General features: G+C 64.2%; 21 protein-coding genes. 4 read left to right on the plus strand and 17 right to left on the minus strand.

What is annotated here, in order from left to right; all coding sequences use genetic code 11:
• Window positions 1-15: 15 nt before the first annotated feature.
• The 9 genes from olsA to AC1D1B_RS00645 form a co-directional block, all read right to left on the minus strand.
• Window positions 16-816, minus strand: a complete 801-nt coding sequence (gene olsA, locus AC1D1B_RS00605) for a lyso-ornithine lipid O-acyltransferase (RefSeq protein WP_477328805.1) — start codon at window positions 814-816, stop codon at window positions 16-18.
• Between the two features lie 28 nt (window positions 817-844).
• The gene (rimI, locus tag AC1D1B_RS00610) at window positions 845-1,339 is read right to left on the minus strand and encodes a ribosomal protein S18-alanine N-acetyltransferase (protein WP_181056329.1); all 495 of its coding nucleotides are present in this window, start codon (window positions 1,337-1,339) and stop codon (window positions 845-847) included.
• On the minus strand, window positions 1,339-2,016 hold the full coding sequence (tsaB, locus tag AC1D1B_RS00615; RefSeq protein WP_477328806.1) for a tRNA (adenosine(37)-N6)-threonylcarbamoyltransferase complex dimerization subunit type 1 TsaB: 678 nt from the start codon (window positions 2,014-2,016) through the stop codon (window positions 1,339-1,341). Before tsaB ends, rimI begins: the two co-directional genes overlap by 1 nt.
• Window positions 2,017-2,111: 95 nt before the next feature.
• Window positions 2,112-3,218 (minus strand): DUF1513 domain-containing protein, encoded by a 1,107-nt coding sequence (locus AC1D1B_RS00620; protein ID WP_477328807.1) that lies wholly within the window; start codon window positions 3,216-3,218, stop codon window positions 2,112-2,114.
• 2 nt (window positions 3,219-3,220) lie between these two features.
• Entirely contained in the window at window positions 3,221-4,294 is a 1,074-nt protein-coding gene (locus AC1D1B_RS00625) for an imelysin family protein (RefSeq protein WP_477328808.1), read from the minus strand.
• The gene (locus AC1D1B_RS00630; RefSeq protein ID WP_477328809.1) at window positions 4,294-5,895 is read right to left on the minus strand and encodes a di-heme oxidoreductase family protein; all 1,602 of its coding nucleotides are present in this window, start codon (window positions 5,893-5,895) and stop codon (window positions 4,294-4,296) included. The genes AC1D1B_RS00625 and AC1D1B_RS00630 overlap by 1 nt, the downstream gene beginning before the upstream one ends.
• A 12-nt stretch (window positions 5,896-5,907) precedes the next feature.
• A complete protein-coding gene (gene bfr, locus AC1D1B_RS00635; protein ID WP_142868533.1) occupies window positions 5,908-6,393 on the minus strand; it encodes a bacterioferritin in 486 nt (161 codons plus the stop codon).
• Entirely contained in the window at window positions 6,359-6,670 is a 312-nt protein-coding gene (locus AC1D1B_RS00640) for a (2Fe-2S)-binding protein (RefSeq protein ID WP_477328810.1), read from the minus strand. The genes bfr and AC1D1B_RS00640 overlap by 35 nt, the downstream gene beginning before the upstream one ends.
• 60 nt (window positions 6,671-6,730) lie before the next feature.
• A complete protein-coding gene (locus AC1D1B_RS00645) occupies window positions 6,731-8,023 on the minus strand; it encodes an imelysin family protein (RefSeq protein ID WP_477328811.1) in 1,293 nt (430 codons plus the stop codon).
• A 513-nt stretch (window positions 8,024-8,536) separates the two neighbouring features.
• On the opposite strand from AC1D1B_RS00645, the gene AC1D1B_RS00650 reads away from it, so the two are divergent.
• Window positions 8,537-9,784, plus strand: coding sequence for an NAD(P)/FAD-dependent oxidoreductase (locus tag AC1D1B_RS00650; RefSeq protein ID WP_477328812.1), 1,248 nt, complete (start codon window positions 8,537-8,539; stop codon window positions 9,782-9,784).
• Window positions 9,785-9,899: 115 nt separating this feature from the next.
• Here the strand turns inward: AC1D1B_RS00650 and AC1D1B_RS00655 are convergent, their stop codons facing one another.
• A complete protein-coding gene (locus tag AC1D1B_RS00655; protein ID WP_181056340.1) occupies window positions 9,900-11,177 on the minus strand; it encodes a 4-aminobutyrate--2-oxoglutarate transaminase in 1,278 nt (425 codons plus the stop codon).
• Window positions 11,178-11,437: 260 nt separating this feature from the next.
• Between AC1D1B_RS00655 and AC1D1B_RS00660 the strand changes: the two genes are divergently transcribed.
• Genes AC1D1B_RS00660 through AC1D1B_RS00670 form a run of 3 tightly spaced genes read left to right on the plus strand, consistent with a single transcriptional unit; the run spans window position 11,438 to window position 16,736 of the window.
• On the plus strand, window positions 11,438-12,568 hold the full coding sequence (locus tag AC1D1B_RS00660; RefSeq protein WP_477328813.1) for an efflux RND transporter periplasmic adaptor subunit: 1,131 nt from the start codon (window positions 11,438-11,440) through the stop codon (window positions 12,566-12,568).
• On the plus strand, window positions 12,565-13,650 hold the full coding sequence (locus AC1D1B_RS00665; protein WP_477328814.1) for an efflux RND transporter periplasmic adaptor subunit: 1,086 nt from the start codon (window positions 12,565-12,567) through the stop codon (window positions 13,648-13,650). Before AC1D1B_RS00660 ends, AC1D1B_RS00665 begins: the two co-directional genes overlap by 4 nt.
• Window positions 13,647-16,736, plus strand: a complete 3,090-nt coding sequence (locus tag AC1D1B_RS00670; protein WP_477328815.1) for an efflux RND transporter permease subunit — start codon at window positions 13,647-13,649, stop codon at window positions 16,734-16,736. Before AC1D1B_RS00665 ends, AC1D1B_RS00670 begins: the two co-directional genes overlap by 4 nt.
• 200 nt (window positions 16,737-16,936) lie before the next feature.
• Here AC1D1B_RS00670 and AC1D1B_RS00675 read toward each other — a convergent pair whose 3' ends face one another.
• From AC1D1B_RS00675 to recR, 7 genes are all read right to left on the minus strand, one after another.
• Window positions 16,937-17,683: an ABC transporter ATP-binding protein gene (locus AC1D1B_RS00675; RefSeq protein WP_477328816.1), complete on the minus strand. Its 747-nt coding sequence runs from the start codon at window positions 17,681-17,683 to the stop codon at window positions 16,937-16,939.
• Window positions 17,680-18,516 carry an ABC transporter ATP-binding protein gene (locus tag AC1D1B_RS00680; protein ID WP_477328817.1) on the minus strand — a complete coding sequence of 279 codons (837 nt, stop codon included), beginning with the start codon at window positions 18,514-18,516 and terminating at the stop codon, window positions 17,680-17,682. The genes AC1D1B_RS00675 and AC1D1B_RS00680 overlap by 4 nt, the downstream gene beginning before the upstream one ends.
• Before the next feature lie 10 nt (window positions 18,517-18,526).
• Entirely contained in the window at window positions 18,527-19,447 is a 921-nt protein-coding gene (gene nikC / locus AC1D1B_RS00685) for a nickel transporter permease (protein ID WP_477328818.1), read from the minus strand.
• Window positions 19,444-20,511 carry an ABC transporter permease gene (locus tag AC1D1B_RS00690; RefSeq protein ID WP_477328819.1) on the minus strand — a complete coding sequence of 356 codons (1,068 nt, stop codon included), beginning with the start codon at window positions 20,509-20,511 and terminating at the stop codon, window positions 19,444-19,446. The genes nikC and AC1D1B_RS00690 overlap by 4 nt, the downstream gene beginning before the upstream one ends.
• Before the next feature lie 18 nt (window positions 20,512-20,529).
• Window positions 20,530-22,167 (minus strand): ABC transporter substrate-binding protein, encoded by a 1,638-nt coding sequence (locus AC1D1B_RS00695; RefSeq protein ID WP_477263949.1) that lies wholly within the window; start codon window positions 22,165-22,167, stop codon window positions 20,530-20,532.
• A 261-nt stretch (window positions 22,168-22,428) separates the two neighbouring features.
• Complete coding sequence (locus AC1D1B_RS00700) at window positions 22,429-23,703, minus strand: lytic murein transglycosylase (protein ID WP_477328820.1); 1,275 nt, start codon at window positions 23,701-23,703, stop codon at window positions 22,429-22,431.
• Window positions 23,704-23,882: 179 nt separating this feature from the next.
• On the minus strand, window positions 23,883-24,488 hold the full coding sequence (gene recR / locus AC1D1B_RS00705; protein WP_477300492.1) for a recombination mediator RecR: 606 nt from the start codon (window positions 24,486-24,488) through the stop codon (window positions 23,883-23,885).
• Window positions 24,489-24,531: the final 43 nt, after the last annotated feature.

Here is a 24,531-nt window from a genome sequence, read left to right on the forward strand (position 1 = left end):
ACGATTCTGGTTGCGCTATCGGCTCGGGCGAGGGTTGGCGAGCGCGGCCTGCATCATCGCGCGGACCTGGCTTTCCATCAGCTTCGACGTTTCCTTGCGGTTCGAGCCCCTGGAGAAGGCGATTGGCTCGCCGAAATGCACTTCGACGTCGAGCGCGCCCTCGGCCAGCAGCACCTTGAGATGCGGCATCAGGTCCTGATCGCCGATCCACGCAGCAAGCGGCCGGTGCCGGCGGCCGAGCGGCACGCCATGCACCCGTGTGTAGGCGATCGCCAGCGGCTGGATGAAGACCTGCTCGGCCGCACCTTCCGCAATCGCCATCGAGGCGGCGCCGAACAAAGTGCTCTTGAACGGCAGGATGGTGTTGCCATCGCCGGTCGAGCCCTCGGCAAACAGCACCATGGCGTCGCCCTTGGCCATGCGGCTGGCGATCTCGCTGGCCTGGTCGCCTGCGGTGCGCTTGCGCTCGCGCTCGATAAAGACCGTGCGCTGCAGTTTCGAAAGCCAGCCGATCAGCGGCCAGCCCTCCATGTCTGCCCTGGCGATGAACGTCACATCGGCAAAAGAGCCGAGCACCATAATGTCGGTCCAGGAGATGTGGTTCGAGGCGACCAGCAGCGGGCGCTGGCTGGACAGCGCGCCTTTGACATGAATGCGCAGTCCGAGCGTCCGCACGATGAGCCTGTGCCAGACCTTCAGAATGACCGTCTCGCGCCAGATGCCGGTCTTCATCGACAGGAGCTGCAACGGCACAAAGACCAGGGAGCCGACGACAACGAGGCTCAGCGCCAGGAAAATCCTGATTTTTCCGATCATGCGGCTTGGCCCTGCCTCAAAACTTTGGCTAGCGAAGATCGCGGCGCATGACAAGCGCGCCGGTCGGGCCATGTTCGGTCGAGCGGTAATAATTGGCGCGGTGGCCGACCTGGCGGAAGCCGAGCCGCCGGTAAAGGGCGATCGCAGCGACATTGGTCTCGTCGACCTCGAGGAACAGCGCCTCGGCGCGCTGCGCATGCAATTCGCGCAGCACCGCGTCCATCAACTGCCAGCCGAGCCCCTGGCGGCGATGCGAGCGCGCCACCGCCACGGTCAGGATCTCGCCCTCGCCTGCTGCAAGCCTGGCCAGCACGAAGCCGACCGGCGGCTTGGCGCCCTGGCCGATCTCACGCGCGGCATAGCCGAACACCGTGTCCTGCTCGAGCAGCGAGGCGAATTCGCCATCGGTCCACGGCCGGACGAAATCCTCGCGATGCAGCGCCGACACCGCCGGGCTGTCGGCGATGGTCAGCGGTTCGAGCGCATAGTCCCTGCGGCGCGGCTGAAGGAAAGGAATGCGCATTACTTTTCCTGCCGTGAAAGAATGAAACCCGCCTGCGGTTTGGCGTCAGCGCCGCGCAGATAAAGCGGTTTCGGCTTTTCGCCCTCGCCTTTTGCCGTAGCCAGCCGGGCGTAGACGGCAATGTCCGCCGTGGCCGATGTCGGGCCGATATCGAAGGTGCGTCCGACCGCCGCGGCGATCTGCTCAGCCGCCGTGCCGGCAAGCACCGGAAGATTGTCAGCCGCCATTCCCGCGACTTGCGCAAGTGTGGTCACCGCCGGACCATAGCGCAAAATCGCTTCCGCGTCGTAAAGCGCGGCATGGATCTCCTCGCGGCCGGCGTCGAGTGCGGCCAGGACCGGGCGGCTGGGAAATGCCGCCCTCGCCTCGGCGGCGAGCGCTTCCAGCGTCGTCACCCCGATTGCCGGGATCTTCAGCGCCAGCGCCAGGCCGCGCGCCGACGATACGCCGACGCGCAGGCCCGTGAACGAGCCAGGGCCGACCGAGACCGCGACAGCGCCAAGGCCGGCATAGTCGGCTCCGCCCGCCTTCAGCGCTTCGTCGATGACGGCCATCAGATGCTCGGCATGGCCTTTGCCGAGATCGCGCACGGAGCGGCCAAGTTCCTTGCCAGCCACTGCATCGTAGACGCAGGCGGCGCAGAGATTGGCGGCACAGTCGATGGCGAGCAGTTTCATGGGCGACCGGTTCGAAAAACAGTCTCCCTCTGCCCGCCATGGCGCGCCGCCGCAAGAGCCAGCGCGTAAATTGTTAAGCGGCTTCGCTTCGAACCTTATGCCACTTGCTCAATACGCAGCATGTGGTTGTCCCAGACATAGTCGGGCTCGAAGCACGTCGTGCCGCTGCCTTCGATGATCTCGCCCGCACCCGTGGTTGCCATGAAGCCTGGACCATCGGGCGCCAGGCCGCAGACCTCGACCAGCGCCTTGGTGGCGACGACCTTGCCGCTGGCGGCATCAATGATAGCCAGTGAATTGCCTTCCGGCGACGACACCGCGACCGTGCCGGCAGTGGGGTTTGCCGCGACCGAGCCGATATAGTTCCTGAAGCCGGACAGCACGTCCTGCGGCATGTCGAGCAGCTGCAATTCCTTGCCGCGCGCGGCGCGGCCGACCAGCAGCGGACGGTCGGTGCCCGGTCCGCGATACTGGCAGCCGAACCAGATGGTGCCTGTGGGGTCAGCATCCATGTGGCGGATCGACAGTTGGTGCAGGGTCGCCGGCAGTTCGTGTTTTTCGATCAGGTCGCCGGTCACGCGGTCGACCAGCACATAGGACGGCTTCATCGTCGCGATGTTGAGTTCGGCGCGGCCATAGTCGGGATGGGTCTCGATGCCGCCATTGGCGATGGCGATCGTCCTGCCGTCGCCGAGCAACAGAAGCTCGTGCGGCCCCATGCCATAGGTCGGGAACTCGCCGATGCGGCTGAATTTGGCGCGCGCGTCATAGACACCAACGACGCCGGCGGCATTGTCGAAATCATTCTCGGTGGCGTAGAGCAGCGAGCCGTCGATGGAGAATACGCCATGACCGAAGAAATGCCGGCCGGTGATGCTGGCGATGGTCTGCGGCGCTTCGCGGCCGGTGTGGTCAAAGACCACAGCGAAAGTGCCGGGCTGCCTGGCGAAGACCACCGAGCGCTTCGATACCGGATCGAAGGTGACATCGTGGCCCCGGTCGGGCAGGTCGATCGCATGCAGTACTTTGCCGGCTTCCGACAGCACAGCCGCGCCAAAACTACCGTCGCGTTTGACGAAGGCGGTGGCAAAGACCGCATCCGCGGCAAGCGTGTCCGCCCAGGCCCGAGGCGCCATAGCGGCGACGAAGCCGGCGCCGGCAGCCCTCAGAAAGTCGCGGCGGTCGATCAGCGGCGTCCTCATGATCAGTCTCCGTCGAGCGAGGAGAAGCCGGCGGTCAGGCCGAATTCGGCGGTCAGCCGGGTGCCGATCAGGCCCGACAGGCTGGATGTGATCAGCGCGAAATGGTCGAGCTTTTCGCGCTCAACCGGATCGGCGAGCGCCTTGTCGATCGGGCCTTGGACCGACCTGGCGGTGGCGACGCCGTTGGTGAGCTGGATATGGATCGATTCCGCCATCCAGCGCGCATCCTCGGGCAGCGCATCGCCGAGCTTCGAGGCCTGGAACAGCGTATCGATGCCCGAGAGATTTCCAGCCAGCGACGCAGCGGTGTTTTGCGAGCGCCAGTAGATCGCCTGCCTTGGCTTGTCGGCATCCGGCTTGGCGCCGAGGAAGCCTTTGAGGCGCACGTCGCGGACCATCTCCAGCTCGTTGATGAAGACGCCGACCAGTTCGGTCACCGCCTCGGTGCCGTCGCGGTAGAGCGCGTTGTCGGGTCCCGGATTGGCCCACAGGGCCGCAAAGCCGTCCGGCTTTTTCCAGGCCGCGTCGACATCGGCGGCCATCGTCTCGATGTTTTTGGCGACTGCCGCGCCATAGGCGCAGCGGTAGGGATCATCCTTGCCGGCCAGCGCCTCGGCGCCGTCGCCGTAGAGCATGAACTCCAGCGCCCCTAACCCCTGCATGGCGACGCTCTTGCCGGCGAGTTGCGCCGGATCGGTGGCGGTCGGGTCCTTGCCGGCGAGCGCCGCCTGCACCTGCTTCAGGCCGATGCTCTTGCGGTCCGGCCAGTAGAGCATGCGCTCCAACCGGTTGTTCTCCTTGATCGGCCCGAAGCCGATGATCTCGGCTGACGACCAGGCTGCAACCGTGGCCGAGAATTCGGCATGAGCGGCATCGAGATTGCCCTGCGAGGGCGCCCGGCAAAGCGTGTCCATGGCCTTGGCCAAGGTGTCGGCATGGTCATGCAAGTTGGCATAGGCGGGGCGGACAAAGCCGTCGATCGCCCGCTGGATCACGTCGGACGCCTTCACCGAGGCCGATGCCGGGGAGCACACAGCCAGCGCAAGAGCGAAGGCAGGCAAGAAACGCTTGAGCATCAGAGTGACTCCAGGAATTTGATGAGAGCATCGCGGTTGTCGGCATTGGCGGCGGCAAAGCGGTCGCGCGCCTTCTGCCCCTCGCCGCCATGCCACAGGATCGCTTCGGTAAGCGTGCGCGCACGCCCGTCATGCAGGAAAAATGTATTGCCGTTGACCGTCTTGGTCAGGCCGATGCCCCATAGCGGCGGGGTGCGCCATTCGCTGCCCGTCGCCTCGCCGACGGCCTGGCCGTCGGCGAGGCCGGGCCCCATGTCATGCAGCAGAAAGTCGGAATAGGGCCAGATCAGCTGAAAGGCCTGCGCTTTGTTGGGGGTGCCGCGCATGGTGACGAATTTCGGTGTGTGGCAGGAGATGCAGCCCATCTCATAGAACAGTTTTTTACCGGCGAGCACATCGGGATTGCCGACGCCGCGCCGCGCCGGCACGGCAAGGTTCTGCGAATAGAAGGTAACAAGGTCCATCACCGGCGGCGGCGCTTCGACGGCACCCAGCCGCTTCTGCACACCGTTCGGCATGGCAAGGCAGGCCTTTTCGGCTGCGGTGCAATCGCCCCAATGGTTGGGTTCTTCCGGCGTCGAAATGCCGATATCGCCGTCAAAGGCATCCGCCGCCTGCTGGCGGATCGAGGCGGTCTGCGCCTTCCAGCCGAAGCGGCCGAGTGTCAGTTCGCTGCTCGTGCCGTCGCGCACGATGTTGGGTCTGCCGGAAATGCCGTCGCCATCGCGATCATCGGGATCGGCATGGGCAAGGATATCGGCCGGCGCGATCTGTTCGACCAGGCCAAGCCCGATCATCGGCGGCGTCAGGCGCGGCGACAGTGTGATGCGCGGGTCGAGCGGCCCGTAGCCAAGGCCATCGACCGAATAGCTTGGCTTGCGCAGCGAAACAGTGCTGCCGTCGCCAAGCGTGACCTTTTCGTCGCTGTAGTCGACATGCATGCGGCCTTCGCCCTTGAGGCCGGGCACCGCCAGTTCCTGCAATTGCGTGCCATAGACGGGATCGGGGAGGTTCAGCACCTTGTGCTCGGCGATCTCGGCCTTCTCCTCCGCGGTGCTCGCATCGCGCGCCAGCCGCAGGAACATCGACGTGGTGCGGCTGTCGGCTGTCGGCGGGCGACCGCGACCGTCTTTCAGATGGCAATTCTGGCAGGCGCGCTCGTTGAACAGCGGCCCGAGACCATCCGAGGCCTGGGTCGAGGACGGCGACGACACCCAGTTCTTGCGGAACAGCGCATTGCCGAGCTTGAAGCTGCCCTCTTCCTCGAAAGTGATGTTTTCAGCGGGCTGCGAGAAGGCGTCGCGGTTGACGTCCTTCCTCGACGTGCCGGCGCCACCTTGCATCGTTTCGAAGGATTCGGGCTTCGAGAAATCCGTGGTCGGCCGGGTTACGGCAAAGACGCGCGCCTGGTCCTTCGGGGTCAAATCGGTGCGGCTCGTTGCGACGCCTACGGGTTCCGGCGAGCCGGCCATGGAAGGGGCAGAAATTATCGCGAGGATTACGAGCGCAAACCCACGAAACGCCTGGCATCGCGGGTTTTTGAGGGGCAGCGGGCCGGCGGCCCGCCGCAAGCGGCGCAGAATATCTAGGGAGCGCCGCATTCCTGCATGGTCCTATTCCGCCTCGTCCGCCGATGCGGCGTTGAGCTGGCCGTACTTTTCCTCGCCGATCGAAGCCAGCAGGTCGAGCTGCGTCTCGAGGAAGTCGATGTGACCTTCCTCGTCGGCCAGCAATTCCTCGAACAGCTTCATCGTCACGTAGTCGCCTGCTTCTTCACAGATCTCACGCGAACGCTTGTAAGCGGTGCGCGCGTCATATTCGCCGGCAAGATCGGATTCGAGCACTTCCTTGACGTTCTGGCCAATGCGCAGAGGCGCCACGGACTGGAGGTTGGGATGGCCTTCGAGGAAGATGATACGGGCCACCAGCCGGTCGGCATGGTGCATCTCCTCGATCGATTCGGCGCGCTCCTTCTTTGCCAGCTTGGCGTATCCCCAGTCCTCGAGCAGACGGAAATGCACCCAGTACTGATTGACGGCGCCGAGCTCCAGAAAAAGAGCCTCGTTAAGCCGCTCGATGATCTGCTTTTCGCCTTTCATGGGTTCTGCTCCCGTATTGGACGCGCAGGCCTCTGACGCGATCCAGATGTGAAACGATGTCCACGCCGTTCGCCTCCGAGCGGGCGTGGTAATTTTCGGTGACCCGGATGATCGTTTCGACCACATTTGGGAAGCAGCCGCAACAGCGACCGCGCTTTTGCATCGTGTGATAGACCTTCGCCGGCACGATGAGCTGCCAGGGATCCTGATCCAGCAGATCGACGATCGTCTGCTCAATCTCCCTTTCAGTGATGATGTTGCAATGGCAGATCAGCATGGATTGGCTCTGGCTGACGGCGCCTCCTCCGCGCCGTTTGGCTGGTGGTTGGTTGGGGTGCTACTTGAACACCTTGTCCGGTGCGTCGAGGCTGTCGGACCCCTCGAAGGCGATGTTGCTGAGCTTCAGCGCGCCGACGGCGCGTTCGACCGACTTGGTCTGGTCGACCAGCGCATCGATTGCCGCCTGCACGGTGGCGTTGCCTTCAGTGTTGCCCTCGGCGATCTGCTGGTCATACGCCTCGCCGGCCAAGGCCCGCGCCTTGATCGCTTCCATCTTGGCGACTGTGACATCGAGCTTGTCGGACAGTTCCTTGTCGATCGCCGGATCGGCCGCCTTGACCATATCGTGCACCGACGGGCCCGAAACGACGGTGCCGTCGAGGCGGGTGTAGGTGGCGAGATAGGCAGCGCGGATGCCGATCGCGTCATAGCGATGCGAGTTGAAGGTGTTGTCGGAGAAGCAGTCGTGCTCTTCCTCCGGATCGTGCAGCAGCAGGCCGAGCTTCATGCGCTCGCCGGCCAGTTCGCCGTAGGACAGCGAGCCCATGCCGGTGAAGATCACCGAGATGGCGGTGTTCGGCTGGCCGTCGACGAGGTTCTTGCGGGCGGCGCCGTCTTCCTTCCAGTTGCCGACCATCTCCTGCAGGTCGGAGACCAGCAGATCGCTGGCCGACTTCAGATACTGCGCACGGCGGTCGCAATTGCCGCCGGTGCAGTTCTTGAGGTCATAGTCGGTGTAGGGACGCTCGCCGGCGCCCGGGCCGGTCCCGTGCAGATCCTGGCCCCAGAGCAGGAACTCGATGGCGTGATAGCCGGTGGCGACATTGGCTTCGATGCCGCCGGCCTCCTGCAGCGTGCCGGAAAGGAATTCCGGCGACAGCTTCGAGGCGTCGACCTTCTTGCCGTTGATTTCGATTTCCTTGTTGGCGATGACATTGGCGGTGTAGAGCGCGTTGGCATCGGACTCGGTGCCATAGCTCTTGGCGACATAGTCGATTAGGCCTTCGTCCAGCGGCCAGGAGTTCACCTTGCCTTCCCAGTCGTCGACGATCTTGTTGCCGAAGCGATACACCTCGGTCTGCTGGTAGGGCACGCGCGACGCCTTCCAGGCATCGCGGGCGGCGTTGAGCGTGTCTGCCGATGGATTGGCGAGCAGCGCGTCGACAGCCTTGTCGAGCGCCTGAGCGGTGGTCAATGAATCCTCATAGTTGGCCAGCGCGATGTCGGAATAGGTCTTGATGACCGCCTTGGCATCGGTCCCCGCCGCCTTGGCCGGCAGTATGAAAACCGCCGCCGTCAACATAGCCGTGGCACCGATCGCAGCCAGCCTGCCGCCATATCGTGCTGTCATCATCATTCTCCAGTTCAAAGGGAATTCGGTAAAAGGCGCGCGTGCCAAGCTGTGCCAGGACATAGGCATGCCATAGGACACAACAGATGCCGCGCCGCTGCGCGGCTCACGGAAGAAAGACACCAAATGCCTCCAATCGAACGGGTTCAAGGCCCAAACATCAAAGGAATGCGCTGACGCGCGAGCCTCCATAAAACGATGGCGAGGCCGGAAGTCAACTGGTGAATCCCAGAAAATTCAATTGAAACAACAGTTTAGAATTATTCTAAACTAGGACTATCAACTTTAAATCGCACCGCTAGGCGACCGTCGCGAGACGGGGCGATTGACAGACGACCATTCCGGGTGCGACCCGGACCGGGGCTCTTGCGGCGGCGGCAGACAATCGCCATCTGGCGGAACGGCTCACAATCAAAGCATGATGCCTGGACAAACGGAGTCCGTTTGTCCGAGAAAAACGCTTCACACTTTTCGGCATCATGCTTCAGATTTGAAACAGGAATTCGGGTTGCGATGAAGAACGGTGTCGTCATTGTCGGTGCGGGTCATGCGGGCGTGCAAGCGGCCGCCAGCCTGCGCGAGGAAGGCCATGACGGGCCGGTCATCCTGATTGGCGACGAAAACGAGTTGCCTTACCACAAGCCGCCGCTGTCGAAGACCTTCATCAAGGATGCCGAGGCCAAGCCGCAGCCTTTGCGCGGCGAGGCCTTTTATACCGGCAGCGCCATCGACTTCAGGCCGGGCATCCGAATCGACAGTATCGATACGGCAGGCCGCCGGCTGGGCATAGCAGGCGGCGGCGCGCTTGCCTTCGATAGCCTGATCCTCGCGACCGGTTCGCGGCCGCGGTTTCTGCCGCTTCCGGGCGCCGACCTCTCAGGCGTATTGTCGCTACGCTCGATCGCCGATGCGCGGCTGATCCGCGAGCTCGGCGCGCAGAGCGACGACGTCGTCATCCTCGGTGGTGGTTTCATCGGGCTGGAGATTGCGGCGACGCTGCGGGCAGCCGGCCGCACGGTGACGGTCGTGGAAGCGGTCGATCGGCTGCTCGGCCGCGCCGTAGCGCCGGTGGTGGCGAGCCATGTCCGCCAGCGGCTAGAAACGATTGGCGTGCGCATCCTCACCGGCATCACCATTGCGAGACTGGAGAGCGAAAACGGCCACGTCTCGGTTGCCGTCACTTCCACCGGCGAAAGGCTGCCGGCGCGCATGGTCATTGTCGGCATCGGCGCGGTGCCGAATGTCGAACTGGCGCAAGCTGCGGGGCTGACCGTCGCCAACGGCATCCGCGTCGATCAGCAGATGCGCACATCAATGCCCGACATCCTCGCCATCGGCGACGCCGCCTCCTACCGCCACTGGTCGACCGGCGGCGACGTGCGGCTGGAATCGGTGCAGAACGCCACCGACCAGGCGCGGCTTGCCGCGCGCACGATCACCGGCCATGCCGACGCCTTTGCGGCGGTTCCCTGGTTCTGGTCGGACATTGGCGACATGAAACTGCAGATGGTCGGGCTGACGTCGGGTGGCGACAGCCATGTCGTGCTGGGCGATCTGGCTGAGAACAAGTTCTCGATCTACCACTATGCCGGAAGCCGGCTGCTCGGCATCGAATCGGTCAACCGGCCGGGCGACCACATGCTCGGCCGCAAGATGCTCGGCGCCGGGTTTTCGCCGACGCCGCAGACGGTTGCGGCTGGTCCCGAAGGCCTGAAAGCGGCGCTTGCCGCGTTCCAGGAGCCTGCCAGAGCGACGGGCTAACTCGCACCGATCGGCAATCTCATGCACGTGTAAATTTGGAAGCGTCGGTGCCGCCCCTCATCCGCCTGCCGGCACCTTCTCCCTGTATAGTGACGGGGAGAAGGCAAGCGCCCTTTCAGGCGGCGCAGACTTCGCGGATCGAACTTTCCAGAATGTCGAGCGCCTCGTTCATGACGTTGTCCTGGATAGTGATCGGCGCGAGGAAGCGGATGACGTTGCCGTAGACGCCGCAGGTCAGCAGGATCAGCCCCTTGTCGAGCGCCTTCAGCCTGATCGCGTTGGCGATCTCGGCCGACGGCAGGCCTTTCTTGACGTCGTTGAACTCGACCGCGTTCATGAAGCCGAGGCCCCTGATGTCGACGATCTCGGGCACGTCGTCACGGATCGACTGCAGGCGCTGCTTCAGCCGGGCACCTAGGGTGTTGGCACGGTCGCACAGCTTCTCGTCCTCGATGACGTCGAGCACGGCGTGTGCTGCGGCGACACCGATCGGGCTGCCGCCATAGGTGCCGCCGAGCCCGCCGGGGCCGGGCGCGTCCATGATCTCGGCGCGGCCGGTTACTGCCGCCAGCGGGAAGCCGCCGGCCAGGCTCTTGGCCATGGTGGTGATGTCGGCAGCCACCTCGTGGTGATCCATGGCAAACATCTTGCCGGTGCGGGCAAAGCCGGTCTGCACCTCATCGGCGATCAACAGCATGCCGTGCTGGTCGCAGAGCTTGCGCAGCGCCGTCAGGAATTCGCGCGGCGCGTCGTAGAAACCGCCCTCGCCCTGCACCGGCTCGATGATGATGGCAGCGACACGGGCCGGATCGACATCGGCCTTGAACAGTCTGTCGAGTGCGGCAAGCGAATCCGCGACGGAGACGCCATGCAGCGGCACCGGGAACGGCGCATGGTAGACGTCGCCCGGCATGGCGCCGAAGCCGACCTTGTAGGGCACGACCTTGCCGGTCAGCGCCATGCCCATGAAGGTGCGGCCGTGGAAACCGCCGGCAAAGGCGATGACGGCCTGGCGGCCGGTGGCATTGCGGGCGATCTTGATGGCGTTCTCGACCGCCTCGGCGCCAGTGGTGACGAAAATCGTCTTCTTCTCGAACTTGCCGGGCAGCATGGCGTTCAGCCGTTCGGCCAACCGGACATAGCTCTCATAGGGCACGACCTGGTGGCAGGTGTGGGTGAAGCGGTCGAGCTGCGCCTTGACCGCCTCGATCACCTTGGGGTGGCGATGGCCGGTGTTGACGACGGCGATGCCTGAGGAGAAATCGATATAGCGGCGACCCTCGACGTCCCAGATCTCCGAATTTTCCGCGCGGTCGGCGTAGATCTGCGTCGTCATGCCGACGCCGCGTGAGATCGACTGGTTCTTGCGTTCGGAAATGGCTGCGTTCTTCATTTCGTCCCTCATCGGGCCGACGCCCGTTCTCGTTTGATGAATGCCAAGGCCTCTTCTGGCCTTATTTCACGTTTTCCTCAAGTCGGCACCGTCATCAGGCGATTGGGCCTGCGGTCGGTGCGCGGCACTTCGACAGGCCGGCCTTAACAGCCAGCCGATACACGTACGAGACAGGTTTCCTTTTCCTTGCGATCGATTATCCTCCTGACGTCTGTGACAGCTCGCCCCGTCATGAGCGTCCCGGATCGGTGAGGGACCCCATGAGCAGGAACGCGACATCGTCCGCCCCGCAGCCCCCGGCCCCAGGCCTTCTCTCGTTTTCTCCCATCATCATCGTCTGTGCGATGGCGCCGCTCGTTCTGGCCGGCTGTCAGAAGCAGGAGGCGGCGGCCAAGAAACTGCCGATCATGGTGCGCACCGAGACCGTGGCGGTGGCCGACTATGCGCCGAGGACCTCGCTGACCGGCGTGATCGCGGCGCGCACGCTGAACAATCTGTCGTTCCGCGTCGGCGGCCGCGTCGCCGAACGGCTTGTCGATGTCGGCCAGCATGTCGACAAGGATGCCGTGCTTGCCCGCATCGATCCGCAGGAACAGGAATCCGATTTGCGCTCGGCGCAGGCCGATCTCGATGCCGCGCAGGCGCAGCTGACCCAGGCCGCCGCCGCCTTCGAACGGCAAAAGACGCTGCTTGCCCAGGGTTTCACCACCAGGCGCGACTATGATACGGCCGACCAGGCGCGGAAGGTGGCGCAAGGCAGTGTCGACCAGGCGCAGAGCGCACTCTCCAATGCGAGGGAGAACCTGTCCTTCACCGAGCTCAAGGCGGGCGCTGCCGGCGTCATCACCGCCCGCCAGGTCGAAGCCGGGCAAGTGGTGCAGGCAGCACAGACCGTCTTTACCGTCGCCGAGGACGGCGACCGCGACGCGGTGTTCAATGTCCAGGAAACGCTGGTCGCCAAGACGGCGCCATCGCCGTCGGTAACGATCACGCTGTTGGCTAACCCGCAGGTGAAGGCGATAGGCAAGGTGCGCGAAGTTTCGCCGGCGGTCGATCCGGCTTCGGGGTCGGTCCGGGTCAAGGTCGGCATTGCCGACACACCAGCCGGCATGCCGCTCGGCGCCACCGTCATCGGCTCGGTCAACGCCATACCGGCGAAAGCGGTCATCCTGCCCTGGCAGGCGCTGACCTCGATCGAGGGCAAGCCGGCTGTCTGGGTGGTCGATCCCTCGACCAAGGCGGTGGCGACAGCCCTGGTCAATGTGCTGGCCTTCGATTCCGGTGTGGTCGTCGTCGACAAGGGACTGGAGGCCGGCCAAAGCGTCGTCACCGCCGGCGGCCAGCTGCTCAGCCCCGGACAGACTGTCGATATCTCAGGAGCCGGACAATGAGGCGGCTGCGCACCCTGCTTCTCGTGCCTGCCCTGTTTGCGCTGACCGCGCTCGCTGCCTGCTCGAAATCAGAGGAAAAACCGCTTGAGATCGTCCGGCCGGTGCTGTCGATGGTGATCGAGCCGCAGACGACGCAGACCTTCGGCTTTGCCGGTTCCATCGAGCCGCAGGTGAGCGCCGACCTTGCCTTCCGCCTGCTCGGCCGCGTCGTCTCGCGCGACGTCAAGGTCGGCGATATCGTCAGCAAGGGCACGACGATCGCCACGCTCGATCCGACGGCGCTGGAACTTGCGGTGCAGGCGGCCAAGGCCGAACTTTCCAATGCCGAGGCGCAATTCACCAACGCCGCCGCCAGCGAGGACCGCCAGCGCCAACTGCTTGCCGCCGCCAACACTTCGCAGGCCGTCTTCGACGCGGCGCAGCAGGCGAGGCAAGCAGCCGAAGCCGGCGTCGAACGGGCCAAGGCAGCCCTTGCCAAATCGCAGGAGCAGCTGGGTTACGCCCGACTGTTTTCTGACTTCGACGGCGTCGTCACCGCCACCGGCGCCGAAGTCGGCCAGACGGTCTCGGCCGGCCAGACCATCGTCACCGTGGCGCGCTCGGATCTACGTGAAGCGGTCGTCGACATTCCCGACCAGCTGACCGGCGATCTGGCTATCGGCACCTCGTTCGACGTCATCCTGCAATCGCTGCCGTCCATCCAGACACAGGCGACGCTGCGCGAGATCGCGCCGCAGGCCGACGCCTCGACGCGCAGCCGCCGCGTCCGGCTGACGCTCACCGATCCGCCTCAAGCCTTTCGGCTCGGCTCGACGGTGACGGCGACACGGGTGGCGAAAGTGGCGCCGACGATCGAGCTGCCGCTGTCGGCGCTGCTGCAGAAGAATGGTGGCGACAAGGTCTGGATCGTCGACGAGCAGACGTCCAGCGTCTCGACGCGCGGCATCAAGATCGCTTCGAAGAACGGCGCCAGCTTCATCGTCGCCGAAGGGCTCGAAGCGGGGATGCGCGTCGTCACCGCCGGCGTCCACAGCCTGGTGGAGGGCCAGAAGGTCAAGATCCCGCAAGGAGGGGCGTCATGAAGGGGTTCAACCTCTCCGACTGGGCGCTCAACCACCGCTCGCTGGTCTGGTACTTCATGCTGGTCTTCGTCGTTGCCGGCATCTTCGCCTACCTCAATCTCGGCCGCGAGGAAGATCCGAACTTCACCATCAAGACCATGATCGTCCAGGCCAACTGGCCCGGCGCCTCGGTCAACGAGACCGTGCGGCAGGTTACCGATCGCATCGAAAAGAAGCTGCAGGAACTGGACAGTCTCGACTTCACCCGCTCGGTCACCACGGCGGGCAAGACCGTCATCTTCGTCAACCTGAAGGACACCACCAAGGCGCGCGATGTCGTGTCGAACTGGACCCAGGTGCGCAACATGGTCAACGACATCGCGCCGCAGTTTCCGCAAGGCGTGCAGGGGCCCTTCTTCAACGACCGCTTCGGCGACGTCTACGGCAATATCTACGCCTTCACCTCGGACGGGCTGACGCCGCGCCAGCTGCGCGACTATGTCGAGGACGTCAGGACCGCGATCCTGGCTGTGCCGAATGCCGGCAAGGTCGATCTGGTCGGCGCGCAGGACGAAGCCATCTATCTCGAGTTCTCGACCCGCCAGATCGCAGCGCTCGGCCTCAACCAGCAGGCGATCGTGGCCAGCCTGCAGGCGCAGAACGCCATCACCCCGTCGGGCGTCGTCGAATCCGGGCCCGAGCGCGTAAGCGTGCGCGTCGGCGGCCAGTTCACCTCCGAGGAGAGCCTGCGCGGCATCAATCTGCGCGTGAACGACCGCTTCTTCCGGCTGAGCGATGTGGCGACGATCCGGCGTGGCTATGCCGACCCGCCGACGGCGCTGTTCCGCTTCAACGGTCAGGACGCCATTGGACTGGCCATCGGCATGAAGCCCAACGCCAATCTGCTCGAATTCGGCGCCGCACTGGAGAAGAAAATGGACGAGGTGCTGGCCGATCTGCCGGTCGGTGTCGGCGTGCATCTGGTCGCCGACCAGCCGGTGATCGTGGAGGAAGCAGTTTCGGGCTTCACCCGCGCATTGGCCGAGGCGGTCGCCATCGTGCTTGCCGTGTCCTTCATCAGCCTCGGCATGCGCGCCGGCTTCGTCGTGGCGCTGTCGATCCCGCTGGTGCTGGCCATCACCTTCACGGTCATGGCCTATCTCGGCATCTCGCTGCAGCGCATTTCGCTGGGCGCGCTGATTATCGCGCTCGGCCTTTTGGTCGACGATGCGATGATTGCGGTCGAGATGATGGTGGCGCGGCTGGAGGTCGGCGACAATCTGCGCAAGGCGGCCACCTACGTCTACACCTCGACGGCCTTCCCGATGCTGACCGGCACGCTGGTGACGGTCGCCGGCTTCATCCCGATCGGTCTCAACAACAGCGCCGCCGGCGAATACACGTTTACGCTGTTCGTCGTCATCGCGGTCTCGCTCCTGGTATCATGGATCGTGGCGGTGCTGTTTGCGCCGCTGCTCGGCGTCACCATCCTGCCGGCGACGATGAAGCAAAAGCACGAGCAACCGGGACGCTTCACCAGCCTGTTCCGGCGCGTGCTCGTAGGCTCCGTGCGCCATCACTGGCTGACCATCTTCGTCACGGTCTTGTTGTTTGCCGGCTCGATAGCCGGCTTCGGCCTCGTCCAGCAGCAGTTCTTTCCGCCTTCGGACCGGCCGGAGCTGATCGTCGACTGGAACCTGCCGCAGAACTCGTCGGTGACCGAAACACGCGACCAGATCGAGCGTTTCGAGGGCCGCGCGCTGGCCGGCAACACCGACGTCGATCATTTCTCGTCCTATATCGGCCAGGGCGCGGTGCGCTTCCTGCTTGCCTTCGACGTGCAGCCGGCCAATCCATATTTTGGCCAGACCGTCATCGTCACCAAGAGCATCGAGGCACGCAACCGCCTCAAGCCGCAACTGGAGAAGCTGCTGCGCGAGGAATTCGTTGGCACCGATGCCTTCGTCAAGCCGCTCGAACTCGGGCCGCCGGTCGGGCGCCCGGTGCAGTACCGCGTCGGCGGACCCGACATCCAAAAGGTGCGCGACCTCGCGCAGCAATTCTCTGGCCTGATCTCGGTCAACACGAAGCTGGCGGCGCCGACCTTCGACTGGAATGAGCCGCAACGCGTGCTGAGGGTCGATGTGCTGCAGGACAAGGCGCGGCAGCTCGGCATCACCTCCTCCGACATTGCCAGCGCGCTGAACAGCACGGTCGGCGGTGCCACCATCACCCAGGTGCGCGACGCCACCTATCTGATCAACGTCATCGCCCGCTCACGCGAGGCCGAACGCGGCTCGATCGACACGCTGCAGAACATGCAGCTGCCGACCGGGAACGGCGAAGCGATCCCGCTCGCGGCGGTGGCCAACTTCCGCTACGACCTCGAACAGCCGACGGTGTGGCGCCGCAACCGCATTCCGACGATCACCGTGCGCGCCGGGCTGGTCGGCGACGTGCTGCCGGCCACCGTCGTCAACGAGCTTAAGCCGTCGGTCGACGCCTTCATCGCCAAGCTGCCGCCGGGCTATTCGGTCGCCACCGCCGGCTCGGTCGAGGAAAGCGCCAAAAGCCAGGGACCGATCGCCGCAGTGGTGCCGCTGATGCTGTTCGTCATGGCGACCATCCTGATGATCCAACTGCAGAGCTTCCAGCGGTTGTTCCTGGTGGTGGCGGTGGCGCCGCTCGGCCTGATCGGCGTCGTCGCGGCACTGGTGCCCAGCGGCGCGCCGCTCGGCTTCGTCGCCATTCTCGGTGTGCTGGCGCTGATCGGCATCCTGATCCGCAACTCGGTCATCCTAATCGTGCAGATCGAGGATCTGGTGCGGGAAGGCAAGGACCGTTGGGCGGCCGTCATCGAAGCGACCGAGCACCGCATGCGGCCGATCGCGCTGACGGCGGCCGCCGCCAGCCTGGCGCTGATCCCGATCGCGCGCGAAGTGTTCTGGGGACCTATGGCCTACGCCATGATGGGCGGCATCATTGCCGGTACCGCGATCACGCTGCTGTTCCTGCCGGCGCTGTATGTGACGTGGTTCAGGATCAAGGAGCCTAGGGAGGAGCAGGACAACGCTGTAGTAGGCAGCGCTGCTGTTGCGGAGACGTAAGGCAAGGTCGCGTTCCTTCGCGCCCCCCTCTGTCCTGCCGGACATCTCCCCCACGAGGGGGGAGATTAGCGGTTTTGACGCCGCGCCATTCTGCAACGCCGGTGATTAGCGAAAACCGTGATGACAGCTAATCTCCCCACCTGTGGGGGAGATGTCCGGCAGGACAGAGGGGGGCGCGCAAGAACGCTGCGCAGGCTACCCTACCCCCTCACAAACCCCTCGCTCGCCCTCAACAGGTTGCGCGTGTAATCCTTCTCTACCCGGTGCCCGATCAGCTGGCCGGCCGTCAGATTTTCCACCGCCTCGCCGTTCTGCATCACCATCAGCCGTTCGCACATATGGGTGATGATGGCGAGGTCGTGGCTGACCATCAGGAAGGTCAGCTTGCGCCGCCGGCGAACCTCTTCGAGCAGATTGAGCACTTCGGCCTGCACCGAGGCATCGAGGGCCGAGGTCGGTTCGTCGAGCAGCAGGATCGACGGTTCGAGGATCAGCGCGCGGGCGATCGCGACACGCTGGCGCTGGCCGCCCGACAATTGGTGCGCGTAGCGGAAGCGGAAGCCGTTGCCGAGACCGACCTCGTCCAGCGCGCGCTGGATACGCTGTTCGCCGTCGGCAAAGCCGTGGATGGCGAGCGGCTCCTGCAGCAGACGGTCGACGGTCTGGCGCGGATGCAGCGAACCGTAGGGGTCCTGAAAGACCATCTGCACTTCGCGATAGAATGCTTTGTCACGGTGCGCGCCGAGCGTCTTGCCATTGACGGTGATTGTGCCGGATTTGGCGGGCACCAGACCGGCGATGGCTTTCAGCAGCGTCGATTTGCCGGAGCCGCTCTCGCCGACCAGCCCGAAGGACTCACCAGACTTCACCTCGAGGCTGACACCCTTCAGCGCGCGAAAACGGTCGAACACCACCTCCAGCCCGTCGATGGAAATGGCTGGGGTCATGCCGCCCACTCCGGCTTGCGGTCGAGCACCGGCAGCGGATGGCGTTCGTAGCCGATCCTGGGCATGCAGTTGAGCAGGCCGCGTGTGTAGGGATGCTGGGCGTCGCGCAGTTCCGAGGCCTTGAGCTGTTCGACCACCTTACCGGCATACATGACGATGACGCGGTCGCAGAAGGAGGCAACCAGCCGCAGATCGTGCGAGATGAAGATCAGGCCCATGCCGCGCTCGCTGACCAGCCGGTCGAGAATGCCGAGCACGTCGAGCTGCACGGTGACGTCGAGCGCCGAGGTCGGCTCGTCGGCGATCATCAGTTCCGGACCGGCGATCAACATCATGGCGATCATGGCGCGCTGGCCCATGCCGCCGGAGACCTCGTGCGGATGCAGGTCGAAGACACGCGAGGGATCGCGGATTTGCACCGCTTCCAGCATGGCCAGCGCCCGCTCACGCGCTTCGACCTTGGAGACCTTTTCATGGGTGCGCAGCGTCTCAACGATCTGCCGGCCGATGCTCATGACCGGGTCGAGCGAATATTTCGGATCCTGCAGGATCATGGCGATGCGTTTGCCGCGTAGCGCCCGGCGTTGACGGGCCGGCATGGCCAGAAGATCGATGCCGTCGAGGGCGAGCTTCTTCGCCGACACACGGGCCTGCGGCGGCGTCAGCCCCATGATGGCGCGGCCGGTCTGCGACTTGCCGGAACCGCTCTCGCCGACAATGCCGAGCCGCTCGCGGCCGAGCGAGAAGGTGACGCCGCGCACCGCCTGGATCAGCCCCGTGCGGGTCGGGAAGTCGACGCGCAGATCGTCGACGTCGAGAAGCGTGCCGCTCATTGGTTACCACTCATTGGTCGCCACTCCGGGGATCGAGCGCGTCACGCAGGCCGTCGCCAAGCAGGTTGAAGCCGAGGCTGACGATGAGGATGGCAAAGCCCGGCGCGCCGGCGACCCACCACTGGTCGAGCACGAAACGGCGGCCCGACGCGATCATCGTCCCCCATTCCGGCAGCGGCGGCTGCGCGCCAAGGCCGAGGAAGCCAAGACCGGCAGCGGTGAGGATGATGCCGGCCATGTCGAGCGTCACCCGGATGATCAGCGAGGAGATGCAGAGCGGCATGATGTGGCGCAGCACGATGCGGAACGGCGAGGCGCCCATCAATTGCACCGCCTTGATGTAATCGGAATTGCGCACGGTCATCGTCTCGGCGCGGGCAATTCGGGCGTAAGGCGGCCAGGAGGTGATGGCGATGGCGAGCACCGCGTTCTCGATGCCTGGGCCAAGTGCTGCGACAAAGGCCAGCGCCAGGATCAGCTTGGGGAAGGCGAGGAAGATGTCGGTGATGCGCATCAGGATGGCATCGGTCCAGCCGCCGGCATAGCCGGCGACGGTGCCGACCAAAAGGCCGATGGGTGCTGCGATGATGGCGACAAGGATGACGACATAGAGCGTCCAGCGCGAGCCAAAGAGAATGCGCGAATAGATGTCGCGGCCGAGATCGTCGGTGCCGAACCAGTGCGCGCTACTAGGCGCCAGCAGCCGCGCATTTTTCAGATCGCCGATGGTCGGCGAATAGGGCGCCAGCACATCGGCGAAGGCGGCCACCACCAGCAGCGCGATGATGATGAGCAGGCCGAGGAACGCCAGCCGGTTGGCGGAAAAGCGCCGCCAGGCGACATAGGCGCGGCCGAGCCTGGCCTGCATGCGCGAAGCCGGCCGCTCGCTGAGCAGCCAGTCGCGTCGGGTCTGGATTGCCTCGGCGCTCATCCTGTCTTCGTCCTCGGATCAAGCAGCTTGTAGAGCACGTCGGACAGAAGATTGATGCCGATGAACACCGAGCCGATGACGATGGTGCCGCCGAGCACGGCGTTCATGTCGGCGTTCTGCAGCGAATTGGTGATGTAGAGGCCGATGCCGGGCCAGGAGAACACGGTCTCGGTCAGGACCGAACCTTCGAGCAGCCCGGCATAGGAGAGCGCGATAACGGTGACCATCGGCACGGCCGCGTTGCGCAGCGCATGGCCCCAGATGATGCGCGTTTCCGACAGGCCCTTGGCGCGCGCGGCAACGATGTATTCCTGCGACAGCTCGTTCAGCATGAAGGAGCGCGTCATGCGGCTGATGTAAGCCAGCGAAAAGTAGCCGAGCAGCCCTGCCGGCAGGATGATGTGTCGGAATGCATCATAGAAGACATCCCACTGGCGCTGCCACAGCGCATCAAGAAGATAAAAGCCGGTGATCGGTGTGAAGGTGTACTCGTAGACGATGTCGAGGCGGCCGGGAAAAGCCACCCATTGCAGCTTGGCGTAGAACAGGACGAGCCCCAAAAGCCCGATCCAGAAGATCGGCACGGAATAGCCGATCAGGCCGACAATGCGTACGATCTGGTCGATGAGACTGCCGCGTTTTACCGCTGCCAGCACGCCAAGTGGCACACCGATCACGGAACCGATCAATGTTCCCAGCGTCGCCAGTTCGATGGTTGCCGGAAAAGCTCGACGGATATCGGTCATGACCGGATTGGTGGTCAGCACCGACGTCCCGAAATCGCCGTTCAGCGCAGCTTTCACATAGAGGTAGAACTGTTCGATCAACGGCAGATCGAGACCCATCTCGCGGCGCGTGCGCTCGACTACATTGAGAGGCGCCCTGTCACCCAGCACCGCCAACACCGGGTCGATCGGGATGACCCGGCCGATGAAGAAGGTCACCGCGAGCAGACCGAGATAGGTCGTTATCGCGATGACAAGGAAACGGCCGATGAATAATGCGGCAGCAACGGCGCGGGCGCCGCCGCGCCCCGCCGCCACTTCGTTTTCAACCGCGCTCATGCGGCGCGTCCGCCGGCACTATTCCTTGGAGACCGAGCCGACGAAGTTGGTATCGAAGCTCGGGCCGAGCACCAGGCCCTTGAGGTTCTTGCGCAGGCCAACCACTTCCAGTTGCTGGTGAATGATGACGAAGGGGCTGGTGTCGAGGACCTTCTTCTCGAGATCCTTGTACATATCGGCGCGCTTGCCGGCATCCTTCTCCAGGAGCGCTGCTTCCGTCTCCTTGGTCAGGTCCGGAATATCCCACGAGTTGCGCCAGGCAAGCGTATGGGATTTGCCGGCATCCGAATTGTCCGGGTTCGAGGCGAAGGTCTGGGCATTGGAGTTGGGATCGAAATAATCCTGGCCCCATTGGCCGATATAGATGTCGTGGTTGCGGGCGCGGTACTTGGTCAGCGTCTGCTTGCCGTCGCCGGGGATGATCTCCAGCTTGATGCCGGCTTGTCCCAGCGTCTGCTGGATCGATTCCGCCATGCCCGTGATGGGCTGACCGGTGCGCACGTCCATGGTTACGCTGAAGCCGTCGGCGAGGCCGGCCTTGCCCAGCAATTCCTTGGCCTTGGCGACGTCGAGCTTGAAGGGGTTCTCGTCCAGCTCGCCGAGCACGCCATCGGGCAGGAAGCTCTGGTGAATCTCGCCGATGCCCTTGAGGATGGTGGAGCCCAAGGCGTCATAGTCGACCAGATATTTGAACGCCTGCCGAACTTCGGGCTTGGCCAGATTCGGGTTCTTCTGGTTGAGGCTGATGTAAAAAACCGTGCCCTTCGGCGCGCTGGTGGTCGTGAGGTCGGCGTTCTTGGCGATGGCGTCGAGGTCGTTTGGCTCGAGATTGCGGGCAACGTCGATGTCGCCGGCCTCGAGCGCCAGGCGCTGGCCCGAGCTTTCCTTCATGTTGCGGTAGATGACGCGGGCAAGCTTGGCTTTCTCGCCAAAGTAATTGTCGTTGCGCTCCATAACGACGACCTCGTTGGCCCGCCATTCACGCAGCTTGTAGACGCCGGAGCCGGCATAGCCGGTCTTCAGGAAGGCGTTGCCGAAGTCGTTGTCGTATTTGTAGTCGGCGCTCGGCGTGACCGCGGCGACATGTTCCTTGACCAGCTTGGCGTCGACGACCGAGGCGACCGTTGCCGACAGGCAGTTCAAGACGAAGCTCGGCGCATAGGCCTTGTCGACGGTGAACTGGAAGGTGGTGTCGTCGACAGCCTTGGCCTTGTCGGTGACGTTGTCACCGCTGATGCCGAACTGGCCGATGATGAAGGCCGGGCTCTTGTCCAGCTTGACGGCACGCTCGAACGAATAGGCGACGTCGGCCGCCGTGATCGGATTGCCGGAGGCGAATTTCAGGCCGGGCTTGAGCTTGAATGTGTAGACCAGGCCGTCGTCCGAGACGGTCCAGCTCTCGGCGAGGTCGCCCTTGACCTTGGAGGTGTCGCTTAGATCGAGGCGCACGAGAAGATCATAGGTGTTGCCGGTGACCTCGGCGGTCGACAGTTCGAACGCCTCGCCCGGATCCATGGAGATGATGTCGTCGATGGCAAAACCTTCGACCAGCGTGTCGGCGGGCGTCACGGCAAAGGCCGGCGCCACAAGCAGCGCGGACAGCGCTGCTCCTGCGAGCAATGCGCGCGAGCGTAGAGCAAACTTTTCCATCATCATGGTGATTGTTCCCTGTTTTGTTGATTGTTGACCCCGAGTTCCCGGCTCAGGGCTACAGCGTTCTTTTTCGCGGCCGTAGGACGGCCGTTCGACCCCTTAACGTGTTGGTTTTTGTCCAGTTGGTCAACACCCTATCCGGCAGCCCTCCAACCGGCAACGGGCATTTATGAGCCGGCATATTGGAGCGGAATGAGCGACGGCCGTCGAAGCATGGCCGGCCAATTGCAGCCGCCGACGGGGAAGAATCTGCTCTTGTCGATGCTACTTGATCGCGGCGACCAGATCGGCGTCGGGGAAGCAGGTGGCGGCGCGGCCGTTTTTGGCCTGCCAACTGCCGATCGAGCGGCGGGTCTTGAAGCCGGGCAGGCCGTCGGCGCTGCCGACATCGTAGCCCTTGGCCTCCAGCGCCCGCTGCAAGGCGGCGATGTCGGAGCGGTGCAGCCCGCCGACCGGCCCCCATTTGCCGGCGAAGTCGGCATCACCCTGGGCGATACGGTCGGCGCCATGGCCAATGAACAGGGCGTAGAGGTCGCTGGTGTTGTATTCCTTCAGCACGTAGAAATTCGGCGTCGCGATGAAGGCCGGGCCGCTGCGCCCGGCCGGCATCAAGAGAAAACCTTCGGCCTTCAGTTCGCTGGCCGGAAACGTTTTGCCGCCGACGCGGCCGATGCCCATCGCCGCCCAGGCTGAGATCTTTTTGCCCTGGTCGGGGCCTTCGAGCGAGCAAGACACGCTTTTCGGCACCGTCACCTCGAAACCCCAGCCACGCCCCTTCACCCAGCCATAGTGGACGAGATAGTTGGCGATCGAGGCCAGTACGTCCGGCGTCGAGTTCCAGATATCGGGCCGGCCGTCGCCGTCGAAATCGACGGCATGCTTGAGGAACGATGTCGGCATGAATTGCGGCTGGCCGAGCGCGCCGGCCCAGGACGATTTCATGGCGCCGACCGGCGCCAGTCCGCGCTCGACGATCTCGAGCGCCGCCAGCACTTCGGTGCGGAAGAAATCCTTCTTGGTCGACATGAACGCCTTGGTGCCGAGCACCTCGAAGGCATCGTAGGGCATTTTCGCAGCGCCGAAGCCGGTCTCGCGACCCCAGATCGCCAACAGCACCTCGCCCGGCACGCCGTAGCGTTTTTCGATGGCGGCCAGTGTCCTGGCGTTGGCCGCCTCGCGCGTGCGCCCGCCTGATGTGACGGCGCGCACCGTTTTTTCGGCGAAATAGGCGCCGGGCGAGCCGAACTCGGCCTGATGCTGCTTTTGCGGGGTTTTGGGCTTTTCGCCAGGTAGGACGAGGTCGGGCAATTTGAGGTTGAGCTTCACGCCATTGAACGCGGCGTCGAAGGTGGATTTGGAGATGCCTTTGGTCTGGGCTTCGGGCCAGAGATCGGTCTGCAGCCAGACGCGGAACTGGTCGTCGATTTTTGCGGCGGAGGCGGGGAAGATGAGGAGGAACGTGACTGCCACAAGCAAGGAAAGCAGAGCCAATTTTAGAGATTTTCGTTCCGTCCCACCCCCCTCTGTCCTGCCGGACATCTCCCCCGCACGGGGGGAGATTGGCAGCTTCGGCCTTGCCGATAATCCTGCGCCGTTGGCCATTTGCGAAACCCGTCGCGACATCTGATCTCCCCCCTTGCGGGGGAGATGTCCGGCAGGACAGAGGGGGGTGGGACGGAGTGCTGTCATCTCAGAAGGCACCCTCCCCGCCAATTGCGTCAAAACGCCGTCCGCGAGCGCAGCGCGGCGGCGAGCGTTCCCTCATCGAGATAATCAAGCTCGCCGCCGACCGGCACGCCATGCGCGAGCCTGGTTACCTTGACTTCGAAGCCCGAGAGTTGGTCCGTCAGGTAGTGCGCCGTCGTCTGGCCCTCGACCGTGGCATTCACGGCGAGGATCACCTCCTTGACCTCACCGCCGGCGACGCGATCGACCAACGAGCGGATGTTGAGCTGTTCGGGGCCGATGCCGTCGAGAGGCGACAGCGTGCCGCCGAGCACGTGGTAGCGTACATTCATGGCCGCTGCCCGCTCCAGCGCCCAGAGATCCGAGACATCCTCTACGACGATCAGCGTACTGGCATCGCGGCGCGGATCGGTGCAGATCATGCAGGGATCCGCAGTATCGACATTGCCACAGGTCGTGCAGATGCGCACCTTGTCGGCGGCTTCGCCCATGGCGGCGGCAAGCGGCGACAAAAGCTGCTCCTTCTTTTTGATCAGATGCAGTGCCGCGCGCCGCGCCGAACGCGGCCCTAGCCCCGGCACCTTGGCCAGCAGCTGGATCAGGCGTTCGATCTCGGGACCGGCGATTCGCTTCGACATCGCACTGATCTAGGATTTTTCCGCGCGCTTTGAAACATGCCGC

The sequence above is a fragment of the Mesorhizobium sp. P2_C5_2 genome, from assembly GCF_056404535.1.

Excerpts from the sequence above, each read along its gene's own strand:
- AC1D1B_RS00645 (WP_477328811.1), bottom strand. The coding sequence starts at position 8,023 with ATGACAGCACGATATGGCGGCAGGCTGGCTGCGATCGGTGCCACGGCT.
- AC1D1B_RS00655 (WP_181056340.1), bottom strand. The coding sequence starts at position 11,177 with ATGAAGAACGCAGCCATTTCCGAACGCAAGAACCAGTCGATCTCACGC.
- nikC (WP_477328818.1), bottom strand. The coding sequence starts at position 19,447 with ATGAGCGCCGAGGCAATCCAGACCCGACGCGACTGGCTGCTCAGCGAG.
- AC1D1B_RS00675 (WP_477328816.1), bottom strand. The coding sequence starts at position 17,683 with ATGACCCCAGCCATTTCCATCGACGGGCTGGAGGTGGTGTTCGACCGT.
- tsaB (WP_477328806.1), bottom strand. The coding sequence starts at position 2,016 with ATGAAACTGCTCGCCATCGACTGTGCCGCCAATCTCTGCGCCGCCTGC.
- AC1D1B_RS00630 (WP_477328809.1), bottom strand. The coding sequence starts at position 5,895 with ATGCGGCGCTCCCTAGATATTCTGCGCCGCTTGCGGCGGGCCGCCGGC.
- AC1D1B_RS00640 (WP_477328810.1), bottom strand. The coding sequence starts at position 6,670 with ATGCTGATCTGCCATTGCAACATCATCACTGAAAGGGAGATTGAGCAG.
- AC1D1B_RS00650 (WP_477328812.1), top strand. The coding sequence starts at position 8,537 with ATGAAGAACGGTGTCGTCATTGTCGGTGCGGGTCATGCGGGCGTGCAA.
- rimI (WP_181056329.1), bottom strand. The coding sequence starts at position 1,339 with ATGCGCATTCCTTTCCTTCAGCCGCGCCGCAGGGACTATGCGCTCGAA.
- AC1D1B_RS00670 (WP_477328815.1), top strand. The coding sequence starts at position 13,647 with ATGAAGGGGTTCAACCTCTCCGACTGGGCGCTCAACCACCGCTCGCTG.
- AC1D1B_RS00700 (WP_477328820.1), bottom strand. The coding sequence starts at position 23,703 with ATGTCCGGCAGGACAGAGGGGGGTGGGACGGAACGAAAATCTCTAAAA.
- AC1D1B_RS00695 (WP_477263949.1), bottom strand. The coding sequence starts at position 22,167 with ATGATGATGGAAAAGTTTGCTCTACGCTCGCGCGCATTGCTCGCAGGA.
- AC1D1B_RS00690 (WP_477328819.1), bottom strand. The coding sequence starts at position 20,511 with ATGAGCGCGGTTGAAAACGAAGTGGCGGCGGGGCGCGGCGGCGCCCGC.
- recR (WP_477300492.1), bottom strand. The coding sequence starts at position 24,488 with ATGTCGAAGCGAATCGCCGGTCCCGAGATCGAACGCCTGATCCAGCTG.
- AC1D1B_RS00620 (WP_477328807.1), bottom strand. The coding sequence starts at position 3,218 with ATGAGGACGCCGCTGATCGACCGCCGCGACTTTCTGAGGGCTGCCGGC.
- AC1D1B_RS00665 (WP_477328814.1), top strand. The coding sequence starts at position 12,565 with ATGAGGCGGCTGCGCACCCTGCTTCTCGTGCCTGCCCTGTTTGCGCTG.
- bfr (WP_142868533.1), bottom strand. The coding sequence starts at position 6,393 with ATGAAAGGCGAAAAGCAGATCATCGAGCGGCTTAACGAGGCTCTTTTT.
- AC1D1B_RS00625 (WP_477328808.1), bottom strand. The coding sequence starts at position 4,294 with ATGCTCAAGCGTTTCTTGCCTGCCTTCGCTCTTGCGCTGGCTGTGTGC.
- olsA (WP_477328805.1), bottom strand. The coding sequence starts at position 816 with ATGATCGGAAAAATCAGGATTTTCCTGGCGCTGAGCCTCGTTGTCGTC.
- AC1D1B_RS00660 (WP_477328813.1), top strand. The coding sequence starts at position 11,438 with ATGAGCAGGAACGCGACATCGTCCGCCCCGCAGCCCCCGGCCCCAGGC.
- AC1D1B_RS00680 (WP_477328817.1), bottom strand. The coding sequence starts at position 18,516 with ATGAGCGGCACGCTTCTCGACGTCGACGATCTGCGCGTCGACTTCCCG.